Genomic DNA, 18,420 nt, shown 5'->3' with positions numbered 1-18,420 from the left:
GGCGGACGTTCGTGCCCGGCCCGCGCACTCCCTACTCTAGGGCTGTCGCCGTGAAAGGTGCCGCCAGGGCCACCGCTGCTATTGGGACGGCTGCGGAAGTTCGCAGGATATCTGCGGGTTTGCTCCCATGTAGTTCAAGGGTCCTGCGGCGATGGTGAGGACCACGGTCCCTGCCTGCGCGCAGGAACCCGGCGCTCCGCCAAAGTAGCCGCGCTGCCAGGCAGCCACACCGCCGATGATCAGCCAGATGACAACAAGTGCTCCCAGGATCCGCATGATTCCTCCAAAGGCCGCGGCGGCTGTGGGTTCAATTATGCGACGGCGGCAGCCGTCACCATAGTGCGGCACGACCCCTGCTTGTGACACTATATGCGCATGAATGCCGGGACCCGGGTCCTGTACCGCCTGGAGAATGAACACGCCCGGCAGCTGGTGGCCGACGCCATCTTCCAGGCCGAGCACGCGCTGGGCGGCCAGCCGGCTCACCACCTCCTGGACGGGACCACCCCGTGAGCGGGCAGCCGCGGGAGGCCGGCCAGGAGGCGTCCCACCAGCACACGCACGACGACGGGCATCACCAGCACACCGATGTACACCACAGCGATGACCATGGGCACGTGCACGACCACGGGCATCATCATCACCGCGGCTTCAAGGGCTGGCTGCTGGAGCTGTTTGTCCCGCACACGCACGATTCAGCGGACTCCATCGACGACGCGATGGAAGCCAGCACCGAGGGCATCCGCGCCCTGAAGATCAGCCTCTTCGTCCTGTTGGCCACCACGGTGCTGCAGTTCGCCGTGGTCCTGTTCAGCGGCTCCGTGGCCCTGCTGGCGGACACCATCCACAACTTCTCCGACGCCCTCACGGCGGTGCCGCTGTGGATTGCGTTCATCCTGGGCAGGAAGGCAGCCACCCGCCGGTACACGTTCGGGTTCGGCAGGGCCGAGGACCTGGCCGGCCTGTTCATCGTGGCGGTGGTGGCCCTCTCGGCCATCGTGGCGGGCTGGCAGTCAGTGGACCGGCTCATCCACCCCCAGCCTCTTCAAAACCTTGGGTGGGTGATGGCGGCCGGAATCATCGGCTTTGCCGGAAACGAGGCGGTTGCCATCTACCGGATCCGGGTGGGCCGCAGAATTGGATCGGCAGCCCTGGTAGCTGACGGCGTCCACGCACGCACCGACGGTTTCACGTCGCTGGCCGTGGTGCTCGGCGCGGCGGGCGTTATGCTCGGATTCCCGCTGGCCGACCCGATTGTTGGGCTGCTGATTTCGGCAGCCATCGTGGTGCTCTTGTGGGGCACGGTCCGCAGCATTGGCCGCCGGCTGATGGACGGCATTGAGCCGGACCTGGTGTCACGCGCCCACGAGGCCCTGGAAGGAACCCCGGGTGTACTGGCCGTCAAGCGGCTGCAGCTGCGCTGGAACGGCCACCGGCTGCAGGGTACGGCCATAGTTGTGGTTGAGGACGGCAGCCTGTCGGCCGCCGAGGACATCCTGCATCAGGCGGACCACCGGCTGAGGCATGCCCTGCCGAAGCTGGACGACATGGTCCTGTCGCCCAGCTTGCGGCGGTAGCGGGGATCAGGCCTTGGCGGCCTTGCCCGGAAGGGCCAGCTTGAAGACCTTGGCCCAGGACGAGCCCACCTGCTTCAGGAGCGGCCCGGTGGTGTACTTCAGGCCGTAGCGCTGGCAGATCTCCCGAACCCGGGGTGCCACCTCGGCGTACCGGTTGGAGGGCAGGTCCGGGAACAGGTGGTGCTCGATCTGGTGCGACAGGTTTCCGGTCATGGTGTGCATGAACTTGGAGCCGGAGATGTTGGCCGAGCCGATCATCTGGCGGACGTACCAGTCACCGCGGGTCTCCCCTTCGACCATGTCCTCCGTGAAGGTGTCGGTGCCCTCCGGGAAGTGGCCGCAGAAGATCACGGCGTGGGCCCAGACGTTGCGGACGGCGTTGGCAGCGAGCGTGCCGTACAGGGCCTGCTTGCCGGAACCGGTGAGCATGGCAACAGCGGGGGTTGCCGCGTAGTCCTTGGTGAACTGCGTGACAACCTTCTTGCCCAGGGCCTTGAGGTCCTTGAGCAGGGCCTCCTTGGACTTGGTGCCTTCCTTGTACTCGGTCAGCTCGAGGTCATAGATGGCAATGCCCCACTCGAAGACCGGCGCCAGGATGGCGTTGAACAGCGGGTTGGCCAGGTTGATGGGCTTCCACGGCTGCTCCTCGTCCATGCGCAGGAGGTTGTATCCGACGTCGTTGTCCTTGCCCACAACGTTGGTCCAGCGGTGGTGCAGGTCATTGTGGGTGTGCTGCCAGGAGCGCGAGGGGGTAACGAAGTCCCATTCCCACGTCGTGGAGTGGATGTCCGGGTCCCGCATCCAGTCCCACTGGCCGTGCAGGATGTTGTGGCCCAGCTCCATGTTTTCCAGGATCTTGGCAAGGCTGAGCAGGGTGGTTCCGGTGACCCAGGCAGCCTTGTTCTTGCTGACCAGCAGTGCGGCGCGGCCGGAAATCTCCAGCCCGCGCTGGATCTTGATCATGCGGCGGATGTACGCGGCATCTTCCGCGCCGCGCTTTGCCAGGATTTCGTCGCGGATCGCGTCGAGTTCGCGGCCGAGCTCCGCCACCTGTTCGTCGCTGAGGTGGGCCGCGGCCGGCGGGCGGACGGTGGGGCTGCCGGATTCGGCGAGCTTTCCGGGGCGCGTCCTTGAGCTCTTGGGTGAACTGCCGCCGGCAGGAGTGACCTTGCTGGGTGTTATTACAGACATACCTTGATGCTCCTCAGATTTCGAGGTTGACGGGTCCGGCGGCTGCCGAGACACACGTTTGGATCAGTTGGCCGGGTTCGCCATGGATTTCCCCGGTACGGAGGTCGCGGACCTGTCCGGACAGGAGCGGGGTGAGGCAGCTGTGGCAGATTCCCATCCGGCAGCCGCTGGGCATCAGCACCCCGGCGTCCTCGCCGACGTCCAGGATGGGGGTGTCGCCGTCGGCTTCCACCTCACGGTCGGACGCTTCGAAGGTGACCAGCCCGCCGTCGTGCCCCACGCCGGCGTCGAAGGTGGTGTTGAAGCGCTCGATCATGAGGTTTCCGGCGCTGCCGGCCACCGCGACGTCCGTTCCGGGCGCTGCCGTTGTGAGCGCGGCGCGCTTCCACAGCGCTTCGGCGTCGTCCAGGAAGCTGTCGGGGCCGCAGGCGTAGGCCGCGCGTTCCTTCCAGTCCGGGCAAATCTCGTCCAGCTGGGAGGTGTTGGTGAGGTCCATGCGGCCCTGCTCGCCGGTAAACCAGTGGGCAAGCCGGAAGTTGGGGAACTGGTCGGCAAGTTCGGCGAGTTCCTCGCGGAAGAGGCTGTCACCCGGCGTGCGGGCTGAGTGGACCAGCACGACGTCGGCATCCGGACGCCGGGGAACAAGGGTGCGGATCATGGACATCACCGGAGTGATGCCGCTGCCCGCGGTCACCATCAGCAGGGGCCGCGGGTGCTCGGGAAGCACGAAGTCGCCCTGCGGGGGTGCGAGGAAGAGGACGTCGCCGGGTTTGGTGGTGCGCACCAGGGTCCCGGAGACGGCTCCGACGTCGGTCACGGTGATGGCCGGGTCCTTGCCCGCGGGGGCGCTGAGGGAGTAGGACCGCCAGTGGCGGACGCCGTCGAGTTCGACGCCGATGCGCGCCCACTGCCCTGCCAGGTGGGAGTGCCAGCCGCGGCCGGGGCGGAAGAAGATGGTGGCCGACTGCGCGGTTTCCTGAACCACGCGCGTCACCACACCGCGGAGCTGCCGTGCCGAGTAGACGGGGTTGAAAAGCGCGAGGATATCCTCCGGCGCCAAAGGCGTAGTGAGCACAGAGGCCGCCTGGGCCAGCTGTCGTAACCGGATCATGCGATTAAGCCTAGAGCGGCGCGAGCCATAATTCTCTCTCTCCGTCATATGACCGTTCCGCAGTCACGCTGTAATGGTGGCGCTAAGCCCCCAAAGCCGCACTCTAAGAGTAACGGCTGCGGTACGCAGATGGTTCCTCCACAAATCAGTAAGCGTGCTTAGTGTATCTCCGAAGCGCACGGTGCAGGCAATTTTGGCTCCGCATCCGGAATGTTACGGCTGGTCAGGAGCGGGACGGACTCCAGCCCAGCGCCGGGGCGATGTGGCGGGCCACGTTGCCCAGGAGCTTGGCGTTGAATTCCACCCCGAGCTGGTTGGGAACGGTCAGCAGCAGGGTGTCCGCGGCCTGGACGGCGGTGTCCGCGGCGAGCTGTTCCGCCAGCTGGTCCGGCTCGCCCACATAGGTCTTGCCGAACCTGGCGGTGAGCCCGTCGATGATGCCCACCTGGTCCCGGCTGTCGCGCAGGGCGCTGCCCGCGAAATACCGGCTGTCCTCGGCGTCCACGATGGGAAGCACGCTGCGGCTGACCGAAACCCGGGGTACGTGGCTGTGGCCTGCAGCGGACCAGGCGTCCCGGAACAGCTGGATCTGCTCCGCCTGCAATTCGTGGAACGGCACACCCGTGTCCTCGGTCAGCAGCGTGGAACTCATCAGGTTCATGCCCAGTTCCGCGGCCCAGACCGCAGTTTTGCGGCTCCCGGCTCCCCACCAGATGCGTTCGGCAAGGCCGGGTGACTGGGGCTGGACGGGCAGAAGCCCAACGGCACCGCCGGCATAGCGGGGATCAGCTTCAGCCACCCCTGCCCCGCTGATCGCCTTACGGAAGAGCTCCGTGTGCCGGCGGGCCATGTCGGCATCTGTTTCCCCGGCGTCCGGCACGTGGCCGAAAGCCGCGGCTCCGTTGCGCGCAGGCTCGGGTGAACCGCGGCTGATGCCCAGCTGCAGCCGGCCTCCGCTGATCAGGTCCGTTGCCGCCGCTTCCTCCGCCATGTACAACGGGTTTTCGTACCGCATGTCGATAACGCCGGTGCCGATTTCGATCCTGCGGGTGCGTGCTGCAATAGCGGAAAGCAGCGGGAACGGGGAGGCCTGCTGGCGGGCGAAGTGGTGGACGCGGAAAAATGCTCCGTCCACGCCGAGCTCCTCGGCGGCTACCGCCAGCTCGATGCCCTGGAGCAGTGCCTCGCCGGCAGTCCTGGTGCGGGAGCCCTGGCCGGGGCCCCAATGGCCAAATGAGAGGAATCCTATGCGTTCCATACCTGCCCCAACCCGTGTCGCCCTGCCGGCATTCCCGGCTGGCATGATGGCTGCGTGGCTACTCCTGATGAAACGTTGACCATCGGCAAGACTGTCCTGCTGTTCGTGCTGGCGGCAGCGGCGGAGATCGGTGGCGCCTGGCTTGTGTGGCAATCCGTGCGGGAAGGCAAGGACTGGTGGTGGGCCGGGCTGGGCGTCATAGCCCTGGGTGCCTACGGCTTCGTGGCCACACTCCAGCCCGACGCCCATTTTGGCCGGATCCTGGCAGCCTACGGCGGGGTGTTCGTCGCCGGCTCGCTGGCCTGGGGCATGATCTTTGACGGCTTCCGCCCCGACCGGTGGGACGTGGCCGGTTCCCTGATTTGCCTGCTGGGCGTGGCGGTCATCATGTTTGCCCCGCGCGGCGGAAGCTAACGCCGTCCCCAACTAAACTGGCACCGTGACGAACAGGCAGCAGGGCCCCGGGGAACCCGTACCGCCGTCGCGCGGAAAAATCGCCGAGCGCCTGCTGCCGGGCGGGGAGGAACCCGACCCGCGGTTCACCCTCGCCAACGAGCGCACCTTTCTCGCCTGGATCCGAACGTCCCTTGCACTGCTGGCCGGCGGCATCGCCATTGAGGCGTTCACCGCCGACCTGTTCCTGGAGCCGGTCCGCAAGGGACTGGCCGTGGTCCTGCTGCTGCTCGGCATGCTGCTCAGCGCCGGCTCGGCGGTGCGGTGGCTCCGGGTGGAACGCAGCATGCGCAATAAAGCCCCCCTGCCGCTGCCGCTCATTGTGCCCCTCCTCGCGGGGGCAGGGGCCCTTGCGGCCGCCGTCGTCCTGGTCTTTATCCTCTGGCGCTGACGCATGGGAAATTCCCGCCGCCCTGCCGGCCCGCACGGGGATCCGGGCCTCCAGCCGGAGCGGACCACGCTGGCCTGGGGCCGGACCATGATGGCACTGGTAACGGTCAGCGCCATTTTCCTGCGCTGGCTCCCTGCCCACGGGTTCCCCATCCTGCTGCTGTTCGCGGTTTCGGCAGGCGCTGCGCTGGCCATCTACCTCACCCAGCGCCGGCGCTACAGCACCAGCTCCCGCGGCATCCATCAGGAAAGTGTCGACGCCGACATCACCGCGGTGCTCTGGACGGCCTTTGCGGGGGTGGCGCTGGGAGGCCTGGGCATCGGCGTCGTCCTGGCCGGTTAGGAGCTGGGGAACCCACCAGCTTTAAAGGATCCGGCGCTAAAACATGGGCAGGACGAAGCCTGCCAACAGCGCCACCGCCCCGATGGCGGTCAGGGCGCGGCCCAGCAAGGAGGCCGTTTTGCCGGCTTCCTCGGGTGCGGCCATCTGCCACTGGGTGGGACGTTTGGGGTGGTAGTAAATGGGAAGTGTGTCGCCCACCGCCAGGTCCTTGATGTCGTGGGGGGACATGGGGGCATGGTGCACCTGGTATTTGCGGTCGAACCAGCGGAAGCCCACGCCCGTGGTGTCGGAGTACACCACTGCCTCGGCCACGTCCCAGGGGTGCACGAAGCGGCGGAGGAACCCCGTGTAGAACAGCAGGCCCAGCCCGGCGGGCAGGCACAACCAGGTCAGCATTTCCAGGATTGGACCTGCCATTTCAAGCACAGTGGGCATGAACTTGATGGTACCGCGCAGGGGTGGTGGCTTCTGCACCGACTACGTACGCTGAGGGAACCAAAGTGACCGGTCCGGAGTAAGGGGAAAGTCATGGACGATCAGGATCTTTTGGCGCGCATCCAGGCCCTGGTGGAGGAGGAACATTCACTCCGCGAGGGCTCCGGCGACGGGCAGGCGCCGGACCAGGCCCGGCTCAAGCAAGTAGAGGAAAGCCTCGACCAGTGCTGGGACCTGCTGCGCCAGCGCAGGGCCAAATCGGAGTCCGGCGAGAACCCGAACGAGGCCGAGCCGCGGCCCGTCAGCGAGGTTGAGAACTACAAGCAGTAACCGCCCAACGCCTGCCCGGTCCCGCCGCTTTTACTCCGGCGGGGCCGGGCAGGACACCTTTTGATGCGCGTTAGCCGATGGGCTCGGGCATCTGCTCCACTACGTACTGGACGTCCACGGAGAGCCCGGTGACGGGATCGCTCATTTCCACTTTCCAGCTGCGGGCGAACTGGTTCACTCCGCCCGTCATGGCAACAGTCCCCGAAATCAGCACCGTTCCGGGCTGGTTGAGGCCGCGTTCTTCAAGCACGCCAAGCCAGTAGTCCGGGGTGAGCAGCGCCTCCAGTGAGCTGTCCTGAATGAGCGTGTCCGGGGTGTCCCCCTCCCCCACCCAGCCCTTGAGCGTGATCCTGTCCAGGTGGTCGCGAACGTCATCCAGCCGCCATGCCTTCCGCCCCAGCACGTCCGGGCTGGCGTTCTTGCTCCACGCCACGCCGTGCACTTCCAGTTCCCGGTCGGTGTGGTCGCAGGCAACGGTCAGCAGCACGCCGTCATCGGTAATCACCAGCGCCCATTCGGCTTCGCCCGACGTCCGCGCGTGCTGCACGCGGACCTCGGACACCTGCTGCGCGAGGTAGGGCGACACCGGGTAGAGGGCGGGCGTGGTGGCGGGACCCGGGACCCCCAACTCCGCGAGTTCGGCGATGTGCGCCTGGACTTCATCCTGCTCGCGGCCTGCGTATCCGGCGTTCAGGAGGTGCTTGACCTCCACTTCCCTGGTGCTGCCGTCGGGAAGTTCGAAGCTGAGAACCGTCATGGTGGATCCGTCCTTTTTCTTGTGCTGCAGGAAAAATTAACAACTCGGAAACCGGAAAGGGTCGCCAATGTACAACCAGTATGCGTAATGTATACATTTAACGCCAGCGTGACAGGCGTCACCCTTGAAACACTCCCGTGGAGGACAGAATGAGCAACTCCCCAGCTCCGGCACACGGTGCGGCGCCGCACCCGCCCATCCATCCCAAGGGCCTCTACAAGGCCTTTGCTGCCAGCCTCACCGGGACGGCCCTCGAGTGGTACGACTTCGCCGTCTACTCAGCCGCCGCCGCCGTCGTCTTTCCCATCGTTTTCTTCCCCGCCTCCGATCCCCTGACGGGCACCATCCTGGCCTTCTCCACGTACGCCGTGGGCTACGTGTCCCGCCCCGTTGGCGGCATTATTTTCGGCCGCCTGGGCGACCGCATCGGCCGCAAGAGGGTCCTGGTCACCACGCTGATGATCATCGGTGTGGCCACCGTGCTCATCGGCGTCCTGCCAGGGTATGACGCCATCGGCATCACGGCGCCCATCATCCTGGTGCTCCTGCGCTTTGCCCAGGGCGTGGGTGTCGGCGGCGAATGGGGCGGCGCCGTCCTGCTCTCCAGTGAGTACGGCGACCCGCACCGCCGCGGCTTCTGGGCGTCGGCCGCACAGGTGGGACCGCCCGCCGGCAACCTGCTCGCCAACGGCGCCCTCGCAGTCCTGACCCTCATGCTGACCGAGGAACAGTTCCTCGGCTTCGGCTGGCGGATCGCGTTCCTGGTTTCCGCGCTGCTGGTCGCATTCGGCCTCTGGATCCGCCTGCGGCTGGAGGACACCCCAGTCTTCAAGGCGATCGCGGCCCACGGCGAGCAGCCGCATGCTCCCATCCGCGAAGTCTTCAGCCATGAACTGCGCCCGCTGATCGCCGCCATCCTCTGCCGTGTGGGACCGGACGTGCTGTACGCCCTGTTTACCGTCTTCACCCTGACCTACGGCATCCAGACCCTGGGCTACGAGCGCAACCAGGTCCTCACCGCCGTCCTGATCGGCTCCGCTTTCCAGCTCTTTATGATCCCGCTGGCCGGCGCCGTTTCGGACCAGTTCAACCGCCGCCTGGTCTACGCAGTGGGTGCGGTGGTCGGCGCCGTCTGGACCTTCATCTTCTTCGGCATCCTGGGCGGCGACAACCAGCCCATGCTGATCGTTGGCATCGTCCTGGGGCTCGCGGCACACTCGTTCATGTACGGCCCGCAGGCCGCCTTCATCGTGGAACAGTTCTCCCCCCGGCTGCGTTCCACCGGAAGCTCCCTGGCCTACACCTTTGCCGGTGTGATCGGCGGCGCCATCGCCCCGCTGATGTTCACGGTGCTGCTCTCCCAGTTCGGCACCTGGATCCCGGTGGCCATCTACGTTGCCGTCGCCGCCGTCGTGACCCTGGTGGGTCTCGCCATGGGCCGCGACAACGACACCGTGGAGGACCAGGACTACCGTCTCCTCCTGGAAGGCGCGGCGGAAGCCAAGCGGGCGTCGGGAGTGGGCGACTCCCGCTGAACTGTCAGGTGCGCAGCAGGATATCGCGGGTAACTGCCAAGTGCTCGTCGATCGCCTTCTGCGCCTGGACGGCGTCGCCGGCCACCAGGGCGTCAAGGATGCCCTGGTGTTCGGCGCACACGTCCTGGCGCCGGCCGCCTGTCCGGAACAGGGCGGCGACGCCCACCAGGATCTGGCGGACGTGAAGCTTGCTGTAGGTCCGGGAGATGAGTTCATTTCCGGCGGCGTCGATGAGCTGCTGATGGAAAAGGGTGTCCAGCCGGATGAATTCGCGGGCATCCCCCGGGCTTTCCGTATCCGGAATCCTGGCCTGGAGGTCCAGCGTTTCCTGCATCAGGCCCGCGGGGACGCGCTGCTCAGCGATGACCAGCCGGGCAGCGTAATTTTCCAGCACGCCGCGCAGCTCCATGAGTTCGGAAATTTCCCTGCCGGTGATGGCCGGGACGTACGCACCGCGCTGCGGAATCAGCTCCACCAGCCCGTCGGATACCAGGAGGAGCAGGGCTTCACGGACCGGGGTGCGGGAAACACCGATGTCTGCTGCCAGCTCTGTCTCGTTAAGGAACCGGCCCTGAAGCTCCGGATCAGTCAGGACGTTCTCGCGCAGGTGGATATACGCCTTCTCGCGACCGGACGCAGCCGTTCCCGGCATTTTTCCCATACATTATGTATACAACAGATTGGAGTTCTTCCATGCGTCTTGCAGTCGCCCAAATCATCAGCAGCGCAGACCTTGCTGCCAACCTGGAGTTGATCCGGGAGTACGCAACGGAGGCCAAAGCCGCCGGCGCGGAACTGGTGGTCTTCCCCGAGGCAGCCATGCGCGCTTTCGGCCATTCCCTGAAGGACATCGCCGAACCGCTTGATGGACCGTGGGCGGAAAAGGTCCGCGGCATTGCCCGGGAACTGGACATTGCGATCGTAGCGGGGATGTTCACTCCTGGAAAGGACGGCCGGGTCCGCAACACGCTGCTGGTCACCGGCCCCGGCCTGGACACCTCCTACGACAAGGTGCACCTCTTCGACGCCTTCGGCTTTATGGAGTCCAAGACAGTGGATGCGGGAGAAAGCCCTGTGACGTTCGAGCTCAACGGCACGGTCTTCGGACTGGCCACGTGCTACGACGTCCGTTTCCCTGCATTGTTTACGGCCAATGCCAAGGCCGGCGCGCAGGTCAACATCGTGTGCGCGTCCTGGGGCGCCGGCGAGGGCAAGGCCGAGCAGTGGGACCTGCTGGTCCGGGCCCGCGCGCTGGACAGCACCACGTTCGTGGTCGCCTGCGGCCAGGGCGACCCCGAAACCACCGGGGCAGGTCCGGCCGGAGCTGCTCCCACCGGAATCGGGCACAGTGCCGTCATCTCCCCGCTGGGATCCGCACTGGCGGCGCTGGACGGAAAGCCCGGCCTCGCCGTCGTGGACATCGACCCCTCACTTGTGGACGAAGTCCGCACCAAGCTTCCCGTTCTGGCCAACGCCCGCCAGTTCTGAACGTGCCGGCTGCACGCCCCCGCCGCTTTACCCGGCAGGGTCCAGGAAGCTGCGGAGGGCGTGCACCCATTCTTCAAACGCGTCCAGGTGCGCATCGTGCGAGCCGCAAAAGATCGGGCGCCCAGTTGCTACAGGTCCCATCCCTCTGAGTCATCGCACTGCAGGCGCTGAGACAGCGCGAGTCCTCGTTCACAGGCAGGAAACGTAGCCGGGAACGACGTACGACGGCGGCTTCTCACCTTCTCAAAAGGCAGTCGCCTGTGGATTCGCCCGTGAAGGGGACGGCGGACTTTCGATGAGAGGTACGGGATGGCGCTCGTTAACACTGCCGAAACACAGCTGACACGCGAACTTCACGCAAAGGCGATTTGTGTAACGTCACGGCAACTTTGAGCGGTCTTTTCCGAAACACAACCAACGAAAGATGGACGGCGGGGGAAAGGCAAGGGGCTGCAGCGCCCCGTCAAGCTCACATCCGAAGGGACCTGCCGGTGGAAATCTCTGCCCAACACGTCTGGCTGATGATTTCAGCCGCGATGGTACTGCTGATGACGCCCGGGCTCGGTCTCTTCTACGGCGGCATGACCCGTGCCAAGGCCGCGCTGAACATGATCATGATGAGCTTCATCTCCGCCGGCATTGTCGGCGTGGTGTGGGTCCTGTGGGGCTACTCCATGACCACGGGCGACGGCGTGCTGGGCATCTTCGGCAACCCCTTCGCCAACTTCGGGCTGCAGAACCTCATGGGCTCCCCCGATCTCATCAAGGCCGGCTACAGCGCCACCTTCGCCATCATCACGGTGGCACTGATCAGCGGCGCCATCGCCGACCGCGCGAAGTTCAGCGCATGGGCCCTGTTCGTGCCGGTGTGGATCACCCTGGTTTACTGCCCGCTGGCCTACATGATCTGGGGCGGCGGCCTGATGAGCGCCGGTGGAGCAGTCACCGCCATCTTCGGCCAGGTCATCGACTTCGCCGGCGGCGCTGTTGTGGAGATCAGCTCCGGAACAGCCGCACTGGTTCTTGCCCTGATCGTTGGCCAGCGGCACGGCTTCGCCAAAGATCCCAACCACCGCCCCCACAACGTGCCCTTCATCATGCTGGGCGCCGCCATCCTCTGGTTCGGCTGGTTCGGCTTCAACGGCGGTGCTGCAACCACGGCCGAGCAGGCCGGCCTGATCTGGGTCAACACCCTTGTCACTCCGGCGGCAGCCATGCTGAGCTGGCTGGTCACCGAGAAGCTCCGGCACGGCCACCCCACTTCCCTCGGCGCGGCATCCGGCGTGGTGGCCGGACTCGTGGCCATCACCCCCTCCTGCGCCAACATCAGCCCGGGGGCCGCAATCGGCCTGGGCCTGGTGGCGGGCGCCGCCTGCGCGGTGTTCGTTGACCTCAAGTACCGCTTTGGGCTGGACGACTCCCTGGACGTGGTGGGAGTCCACCTGGGCGCCGGACTCATCGGCACCCTGGCACTGGGATTCATCGCCCTCCCCGTGGACGGCCAGGGTGGCGGGCTCTTCTACGGCGGCGGGGTCCAGCAGCTCATCGCCCAAACCGCGGCCGTTGTCATCACCCTGCTGCTGTCCGGCCTGGGAACCCTTCTCATCGGCCGGATCATCAACAAGGCCATCGGGTTCAGGGTCAGCCATGAGGCTGAAACTGCCGGCGTGGACCTCTCCGAGCACGCCGAGAGCGCCTACGCGTTCGGCGAGCTGGGCTCCGGCTTCAACCCCCTGCGGCCCCCCGCTTCCCATCTCCCGACCGCTGCCGTTCCGGCCGCCGCCAAGGATTCCGTCGCTAGGGATTCCGCTGCCAAGGATTCCGCTGAACTTCATGCCAAGGAAGACTCCTTCGCGTAGGGGGCTGCGCCTGCGGGTTCCCTGAACCTAGTCCGCCAGGATCTTGTACAGTGCACGGCGGGTCTCATCAAGCTTTTCGATGGCAGCTGCCCGCTGTTCCTCCGTGACGCCGCTACGGAACTGGTGAATGACGCCCATCAGCTTGCCGATGCTCTGGTGGAACTCCCGGTCTGAGCTGTCCGGACCGGCGTTCCACGCATTTTCCATCTCCTCGGCATGCTCTGCCACGTAGGCCCTGCCGGCGTCGGTAAGCGCAAACTCCGTGCCGCGGCCTTCGCTCAGCGCGGTAATCAGGTCCTCATCCACGAGCTGCTGCAGCGTGGGGTAGATGGATCCTGGACTGGGCCGCCACGCGCCGTCCGTCTTTTCGGCAATGGTCTTGATCAAGCCGTAACCGTTCGAGGGCGATTCGGCCAGGAGCGACAGGATGGCGGCGCGCACATCCCCGCGGCTGGCCCGCCGGGAGCCACGTCCGAAACCGGGACCAAAGCCGGGCCCGAATCCCGGACCAAAACCAGGCCCAAAGCCGGGACCGAACCCGCCGCCGCGGTGTCCGTGGGGGCCCCTCCGGCCCCGGCCCCGCTCAAACCGGCCCCTTGCAAATTCCGGGCCGGGAAATTTTTCGTCAGAAATGCCTTTCATGGTGGCATCGTCCTTTCATCTTTACGCTGACTTATTCAGCGATAGTTAACGATATGTCGTTAACTATCGCTGAGTCAAGCAATTTTCGTGACCATATCCTGACCTTCCGGGCTCTGGCCCGCCTTGATATAGGGGCGTATCCTCGATTCACACCTCCGAGTTCGAGGGCTGATGAATGGCGAAGAAGCGGAAGCGCAAGCGCGGTCCCGGACGCGCCTTGGGGCAACTCCTGGGGTTCCTTGCCGCGAGCATCATGTGCGGGATCCTGGTTGCGAGCCTGGTGGCTCCTGCCCTGGCAGCGGCCAAGTTTGGGGTTAGCAACTCCGTCGGGTTTTTTGAAGGCCTGCCCGCGGAGCTGACCGTGGAGCCGCCGTCGCAATCCACCAAAGTCCTGACCTCCGACGGCCAAACCATCGCCACGTTCTTTGCCGAGAACCGCGTCAGGGTACCGCTGGATCAGATGTCCCCGTACATCAAGGACGCGGTCATCGCCATCGAGGACAGCCGGTTCTATGACCACGCCGGCGTCGACCCGCAGGGGATTGTGCGGGCCTTGGTCTCGAATGTGACCAAGGGTGACAGGCAGGGCGCCTCCACCATCACCCAGCAATACGTCACGAATGTCATCAACGAGGCGCGGCTTTCGAAGGACCGGCCGGACGAGGTGATCCTCAGCGGGCAAAAGGACCTTGGCGACAAGCTGCGGGAGATGAAACTCGCCCTCGCCCTGGAAAAGGAGTTCAGCAAGGAGCAGATCCTCGAGGGCTACCTGAACATCGTGTTCTTCAACAGCGACGCCTACGGTGTTGAAGCTGCTGCACGCTACTTCTTCAGCAGCACGGCCAAAGACCTCAACCTGCCCCAGGCCGCCCTGCTGGCTGGGCTCGTGAACAGCCCCACGTTCTACAACCCGGCGCTAAACCCCGACAACTCGATGGTGCGGCGCAACCAGGTGCTAGGCGAGATGCTCCGCCTCGGCAAGATCACGCAAGCCGAACACGATGAAGCAGTGGCCACCCCGATCGAGCTCAAAATCAGCCCGGAGCGGCAGGGCTGCGCCAATGCCACGATGGCCCCGTACTTCTGCGACTACATCTCGCATCTCATCCTGAACAACCCGGCGTACGGGCCGAATGAGACTGAACGCCAGCGCAAGCTGTACCGCGGCGGGCTCACGATCGTGACCACGCTGGACAGCAGGCTCCAGGCGGCGGCACAGGCGCAGGTGGATGGCACGGCGGGGCCCAACCCGGACCGGTGGGGTGCAGCACTGGTGACGGTGCAGCCAGGAACCGGGAAGATCCTGGCGATGGCGCAGAACACCGTGTTCCTTGCGGAACCGGGCAAGTTCGATACCCATTTGAACTTCAATGTTGATGCCAAGGACCCGCAGGGCAATAATCTGAACGGAGCCGGCGGGTTCCAGACGGGCTCGACCATGAAGCCCTTCACGTTCGCTCAGTGGCTGAACGAGGGCAAGCCCCTTACCGCGGAAGTGGACGCATCACGCCGCGTCTACCCGCTGGGGTTCCCGTGGAGGTCGAGCTGCGGCAAGGTGCTGGGCGCCTACAGCACCGCGCAGAACAATCCTGAACTGGGCGCCGCCGATGACCTGCAGAACGCCGAAGAGGGCTTCTACCGGAAGATGGCCATCAACTACGGCCTGTACAACTCCATCAACACGGCTACCTTCGCTTCGGCCACTCAACTGGACTTCTGCGGCATCCAGAAGATGGTGGACGCGGTAGGACTGCACAACGGCCTGGACGGCTCCCCCATCAACATGCACCAATTGGGCAACCTGCTCGGTGCCACCAACGTCGCTCCGCTGCATATGGCGAACGCTTTTGCCACTTTCGCCAATGACGGCCGCTACTGCACCCCGGTTGCCCTCCTTGAGGTCACTGAAGCCTCCGGCGGGAAGCTTCCGGCTCAGCCTGTCGAGTGCAGGGATGCCGTAAAGCCGGACGTTGCCCGCGGTGTGAACAACGTGCTGCAGGACGTGCTGGTGAGGGGCTCCGGCTTCTGGATCAACCCGAAAGTCCATGACAAGGTGCCGACGGCTGCCAAAACCGGCACGTCCAACAACAACGGTGCAACCTGGATCGTCGGCTATACCAGTGGACTTGCCACTGCCTCCTTCTTCGGGGACCCACTTGAGAGCCAAAAGCGGCCCGGCCAGAACGTCACCATCAACGGGACGTTCTACCCCCGGCTTGACGGCTACATGATCGCAGGGCCACAGTGGGCAAACTACATGGTGAAAGTGGCACCGCTCTACCCGGCCGGTCCGTTCCCGCCGCCTCCCCCATCGATGATGGGCCCCAACCCGTCACCGAGCCCAAGCCCGAAGCCCTGACGGCTGCAGCCGCCGAGCGACGGCTTCGCGTGGCGGCATTACCCTGAAGGCCCCGCCCTTCCCAGCACCTGAATGGCGTGCTTCATCGCTTCCTGGCGCCGAACCGGTTCCCGGCCCTGGAAGTGGACAGTACGACGGCGGATGGCCGGCTCAGTTCCAGTCCTCCCTTGGGTGCCGGGCACCGCTTTTCTGTCTCGCGGTGCTGGGGGCAGCGGCGCCTGATGGTGAGGAGCCTCGGGCCGGGGGGCCACATTCCGTGAAGTCCCTGGAAGCGGTGGCGCGGTCGATCGGTAGGTGTGGCCTGTTGGTGTCTGGGTTTCGACGGTGTGGCGACCCCCGGGGATAGGTTTGGCGGACCAGCCGGGGTTTTCCTTGGTGTGGTTGCAGGCTTCGCAGAGCCCTTGGCCGTTGCCGGCGGTGGTTAGGCCGTCGTTGTGCCAGGGGATGATGTGGTCGTCATGCCGGATGGGCGCGTCGCAGTACGGGGTCCGGCAGGTGTCGTCGCGTATTTGAAGGAAGCGGCGGAGCCCGGGCGGGAAGAACCGGGCTTTTGAGTCCATCGCGACCAGCTCGCCGCTGCCGGGGGCTGTGTAGAGCCTGCGGAGCCAGACGGACACTTCATGTTGATCGGGAGAACCGGAACCAGAACCAACAGCAGTGCCAGAACTGATGCCAGCATCAATGCCAGACCTGACACCAGAATTAGCGCCAGAACTGACGCCAGCATCAGTGCTAGAACCAGAGCCAGAACCAGAACCAGCGTCCGGGGCGGCCATCCCTGCTGAACCGGTGCCGGTTGTCCTGTTCAGGATGGTTTCGCGTGCCCATTGTGCGGGGACGGTGCCGTAGCCGGTGAGTCGGGCGGGTTCGCTGTCACCTTGAAAGAGGGTGCGGTCGGTCATGACGAGCTGGATGTCGATCCCGGTGATCCCGCCCGGGGTGCCAGTGACGCGTTCGACCAGGGAATCTGCCATGATCTGACCCTTGGAGCGTTCATCCCCGGAGGCCCGCAAGGTATCAGCATGCCGGGTAAGCGACGCGTACGCGGCCACACCCTCGGCGACGGGCAGCAGCGCGGTCAGGTACGTCATGGTGTCCGGCGCCGGACGCAACGACACGGTCCGTTCGGTCACGGCGTGGGATGACCGCTTGGCGACCGATCGTGGGTCCCGCCGGTATGCCGCGGCGCGGACCGCGGAAACGATGGCCCGGTCCCCGAACCCGTCAAGGGTGCCAGTGTCCGCGGCGAGCTCCTCGTCCACCGCCTGCCGGTCTTCCACGGAAAGGCAGGCTGTTTCCCGCACGACCAGCATGGCGCGCCATTCATTCAGCTGCCCCGCCCGGAACGCCGCAAAGGTGTGCGGCATTTCCTTTCCGGCCTTGGCCAGGCCCAGCAGCCGCCCGCCCCGGGACGGCGACTCGCGCCGCGCCAATGCGATCTGGGGGCCGACGTCGGCACCTTGCTCATCTGCAGGGACCCCGGCGTCAGCTTGGACCCGGCGCTGGAACAGGTCGAAAGCAACAGCAATATCGGCCTGCTTCGCAGCCGCGGCAGACTTCAAATCCTCAAGCTCCCGCAGCTGATCAATCATGCCGGCACCATCAGCGCAGACCCGCACCGCATCCAAGGCAACCCTGACATCAGCCACCGACGGCACGGCAGCCAGAGCCTTCTGGACGTCAGCGACCGACGGCACAGCCGCCAGCGCCTCCCGGACGTCAGCGACCGACGGCACGGCAGCCAGAGCCTCCCGGACGTCAGCGACCGACGGTACAGCCGCCAGCGCCTCCCGGACATCAGCGACCGACGACACAGCAGCCTGGACGTTCCGGACATCAGCAACCGGCGGCACGGCAACCTGGGCGTCCGGAACAGTGACGCCCAGCGGGACGCCAGCCATAGCTTCCAGGACGGTGTCGTCCGACCGGACATCAGCAACCAACGACTCAGCAGAAGCAGCCGGCACACAGGGAATGCCCGCCCCGCTCACCCCTGCCAAAGCCTCAACCGCTTCCATAAACAAAGTCTTCCAGCAGGGTGTGACAATTGCCGGGAGCCAAAGTTCCTATGTGGAAAACCGGGTCAAGGCCCAGTCCCTCTGCCACAATAAGCGGCGTGAAGACCCTCGAAACGGAGCGGCTGATCCTCCGCCAGTGGGAGCCGGAGGACGCGGACTTCGTGCTGGATCTTTACTCGCGCTGGGAGGTGCAGCGCTTCATCGGCAACCCGCCGCAGGTCATGACGAACCGGGCCCAGGCCGAGGAACGCATCCGTGCGTGGCGGGACATGAGTCACCCGGCGCACGCCGTGTGGGCGGTCCAGCTCAAAGCCGGAGGACAACTCGCCGGAACCCTGCTCCTGAAGTCCATCCCGGCGTCGGGCCGATTACCGCTGCAGCCGTCCGGGGACACGGAAATCGGCTGGCACTTCCACCCGGACTTCTGGGGACAGGGTTATGCAACGGAGGCCGCCGCAGCCGTCCTCGCCTACGCCATGGACAGCGGCCTTCCCAAGGTTGTGGCGGTAACCGCGCCGGCCAACACGGCCTCGCAGAAGGTGTGCTCCCGTATCGGGCTGGTCCACCAAGGACAGACCGGTCGCTATTACAACGCACTCTGCGAGCTTTTTGAACTGACTGGAAGCCCCTGAAAGCTACTGAACGTCTCTGAAAGGCGCACCGACGACGGCGGG

19 protein-coding genes and 1 pseudogene are annotated in these 18,420 nt (G+C 65.5%); 11 read left to right on the top strand and 9 right to left on the bottom strand.

What is annotated here, in order from left to right:
- Nucleotides 1-78: 78 nt before the first annotated feature.
- Nucleotides 79-276, bottom strand: a complete 198-nt coding sequence (locus AC5RWA_RS00635; protein WP_079598831.1) for a hypothetical protein — start codon at nt 274-276, stop codon at nt 79-81.
- A 108-nt stretch (nt 277-384) separates the two neighbouring features.
- Here AC5RWA_RS00635 and AC5RWA_RS00630 point away from each other — a divergent pair.
- Together AC5RWA_RS00630 and AC5RWA_RS00625 are read left to right on the top strand one after the other, a co-directional pair.
- Nucleotides 385-513: pseudogene (locus AC5RWA_RS00630) on the top strand (transcriptional regulator); the annotation flags it as partial.
- 206 nt (nt 514-719) lie between these two features.
- Nucleotides 720-1,577, top strand: coding sequence for a cation diffusion facilitator family transporter (locus tag AC5RWA_RS00625; RefSeq protein WP_494056680.1), 858 nt, complete (start codon nt 720-722; stop codon nt 1,575-1,577).
- 6 nt (nt 1,578-1,583) lie between these two features.
- On the opposite strand, the gene AC5RWA_RS00620 is transcribed toward AC5RWA_RS00625, so the two are convergent.
- The 3 genes from AC5RWA_RS00620 to AC5RWA_RS00610 all read right to left on the bottom strand — a co-directional run bounded on the left by AC5RWA_RS00620 (nt 1,584) and on the right by AC5RWA_RS00610 (nt 5,137).
- Nucleotides 1,584-2,768, bottom strand: a complete 1,185-nt coding sequence (locus AC5RWA_RS00620; protein ID WP_079598829.1) for a fatty acid desaturase family protein — start codon at nt 2,766-2,768, stop codon at nt 1,584-1,586.
- Nucleotides 2,769-2,781: 13 nt separating this feature from the next.
- Nucleotides 2,782-3,879 carry a ferredoxin reductase gene (locus AC5RWA_RS00615; RefSeq protein ID WP_079598828.1) on the bottom strand — a complete coding sequence of 366 codons (1,098 nt, stop codon included), beginning with the start codon at nt 3,877-3,879 and terminating at the stop codon, nt 2,782-2,784.
- A 223-nt stretch (nt 3,880-4,102) separates the two neighbouring features.
- The gene (locus tag AC5RWA_RS00610; protein ID WP_115523892.1) at nt 4,103-5,137 is read right to left on the bottom strand and encodes an LLM class flavin-dependent oxidoreductase; all 1,035 of its coding nucleotides are present in this window, start codon (nt 5,135-5,137) and stop codon (nt 4,103-4,105) included.
- A gap of 75 nt (nt 5,138-5,212) precedes the next feature.
- Between AC5RWA_RS00610 and AC5RWA_RS00605 the strand changes: the two genes are divergently transcribed.
- From AC5RWA_RS00605 to AC5RWA_RS00595, 3 genes are read left to right on the top strand one after another with little or no spacing between them, the layout of a single operon-like run.
- Nucleotides 5,213-5,551 (top strand): YnfA family protein, encoded by a 339-nt coding sequence (locus AC5RWA_RS00605; protein ID WP_079598826.1) that lies wholly within the window; start codon nt 5,213-5,215, stop codon nt 5,549-5,551.
- Nucleotides 5,552-5,576: 25 nt separating this feature from the next.
- On the top strand, nt 5,577-5,981 hold the full coding sequence (locus AC5RWA_RS00600) for a YidH family protein (RefSeq protein ID WP_115523891.1): 405 nt from the start codon (nt 5,577-5,579) through the stop codon (nt 5,979-5,981).
- Nucleotides 5,982-5,984: 3 nt separating this feature from the next.
- Nucleotides 5,985-6,323: a DUF202 domain-containing protein gene (locus AC5RWA_RS00595; RefSeq protein ID WP_275731201.1), complete on the top strand. Its 339-nt coding sequence runs from the start codon at nt 5,985-5,987 to the stop codon at nt 6,321-6,323.
- 36 nt (nt 6,324-6,359) lie between these two features.
- Here AC5RWA_RS00595 and AC5RWA_RS00590 read toward each other — a convergent pair whose 3' ends face one another.
- A complete protein-coding gene (locus tag AC5RWA_RS00590; protein ID WP_079598823.1) occupies nt 6,360-6,758 on the bottom strand; it encodes a hypothetical protein in 399 nt (132 codons plus the stop codon).
- 93 nt (nt 6,759-6,851) lie between these two features.
- Between AC5RWA_RS00590 and AC5RWA_RS00585 the strand changes: the two genes are divergently transcribed.
- Nucleotides 6,852-7,088, top strand: a complete 237-nt coding sequence (locus tag AC5RWA_RS00585) for a DUF2630 family protein (protein ID WP_079598822.1) — start codon at nt 6,852-6,854, stop codon at nt 7,086-7,088.
- A gap of 70 nt (nt 7,089-7,158) precedes the next feature.
- Here the strand turns inward: AC5RWA_RS00585 and AC5RWA_RS00580 are convergent, their stop codons facing one another.
- Complete coding sequence (locus AC5RWA_RS00580) at nt 7,159-7,845, bottom strand: DUF2848 domain-containing protein (RefSeq protein WP_494056150.1); 687 nt, start codon at nt 7,843-7,845, stop codon at nt 7,159-7,161.
- Nucleotides 7,846-7,994: 149 nt separating this feature from the next.
- Between AC5RWA_RS00580 and AC5RWA_RS00575 the strand changes: the two genes are divergently transcribed.
- A complete protein-coding gene (locus AC5RWA_RS00575; protein WP_494056149.1) occupies nt 7,995-9,380 on the top strand; it encodes an MFS transporter in 1,386 nt (461 codons plus the stop codon).
- A gap of 4 nt (nt 9,381-9,384) precedes the next feature.
- On the opposite strand, the gene AC5RWA_RS00570 is transcribed toward AC5RWA_RS00575, so the two are convergent.
- A complete protein-coding gene (locus AC5RWA_RS00570) occupies nt 9,385-10,041 on the bottom strand; it encodes a GntR family transcriptional regulator (RefSeq protein ID WP_079598819.1) in 657 nt (218 codons plus the stop codon).
- Between the two features lie 32 nt (nt 10,042-10,073).
- On the opposite strand from AC5RWA_RS00570, the gene AC5RWA_RS00565 reads away from it, so the two are divergent.
- Both AC5RWA_RS00565 and AC5RWA_RS00560 read left to right on the top strand, forming a co-directional pair.
- On the top strand, nt 10,074-10,868 hold the full coding sequence (locus AC5RWA_RS00565; protein ID WP_494056148.1) for a carbon-nitrogen hydrolase family protein: 795 nt from the start codon (nt 10,074-10,076) through the stop codon (nt 10,866-10,868).
- Between the two features lie 491 nt (nt 10,869-11,359).
- On the top strand, nt 11,360-12,727 hold the full coding sequence (locus tag AC5RWA_RS00560) for an ammonium transporter (protein WP_494056147.1): 1,368 nt from the start codon (nt 11,360-11,362) through the stop codon (nt 12,725-12,727).
- A gap of 27 nt (nt 12,728-12,754) precedes the next feature.
- Here the strand turns inward: AC5RWA_RS00560 and AC5RWA_RS00555 are convergent, their stop codons facing one another.
- Nucleotides 12,755-13,369, bottom strand: a complete 615-nt coding sequence (locus AC5RWA_RS00555; protein ID WP_494056146.1) for a PadR family transcriptional regulator — start codon at nt 13,367-13,369, stop codon at nt 12,755-12,757.
- Between the two features lie 175 nt (nt 13,370-13,544).
- Between AC5RWA_RS00555 and AC5RWA_RS00550 the strand changes: the two genes are divergently transcribed.
- The gene (locus AC5RWA_RS00550; protein ID WP_494056145.1) at nt 13,545-15,728 is read left to right on the top strand and encodes a transglycosylase domain-containing protein; all 2,184 of its coding nucleotides are present in this window, start codon (nt 13,545-13,547) and stop codon (nt 15,726-15,728) included.
- Between the two features lie 38 nt (nt 15,729-15,766).
- Here AC5RWA_RS00550 and AC5RWA_RS00545 read toward each other — a convergent pair whose 3' ends face one another.
- On the bottom strand, nt 15,767-17,320 hold the full coding sequence (locus AC5RWA_RS00545) for an HNH endonuclease (protein ID WP_494056679.1): 1,554 nt from the start codon (nt 17,318-17,320) through the stop codon (nt 15,767-15,769).
- A gap of 524 nt (nt 17,321-17,844) precedes the next feature.
- On the opposite strand from AC5RWA_RS00545, the gene AC5RWA_RS00540 reads away from it, so the two are divergent.
- Nucleotides 17,845-18,378 carry a GNAT family N-acetyltransferase gene (locus tag AC5RWA_RS00540; RefSeq protein WP_494056144.1) on the top strand — a complete coding sequence of 178 codons (534 nt, stop codon included), beginning with the start codon at nt 17,845-17,847 and terminating at the stop codon, nt 18,376-18,378.
- Nucleotides 18,379-18,420 lie beyond the last annotated feature (42 nt).

Source organism: Arthrobacter sp. 210 2 (assembly GCF_059093025.1).
This window is presented reverse-complemented; position numbering and strand designations above follow the sequence as displayed.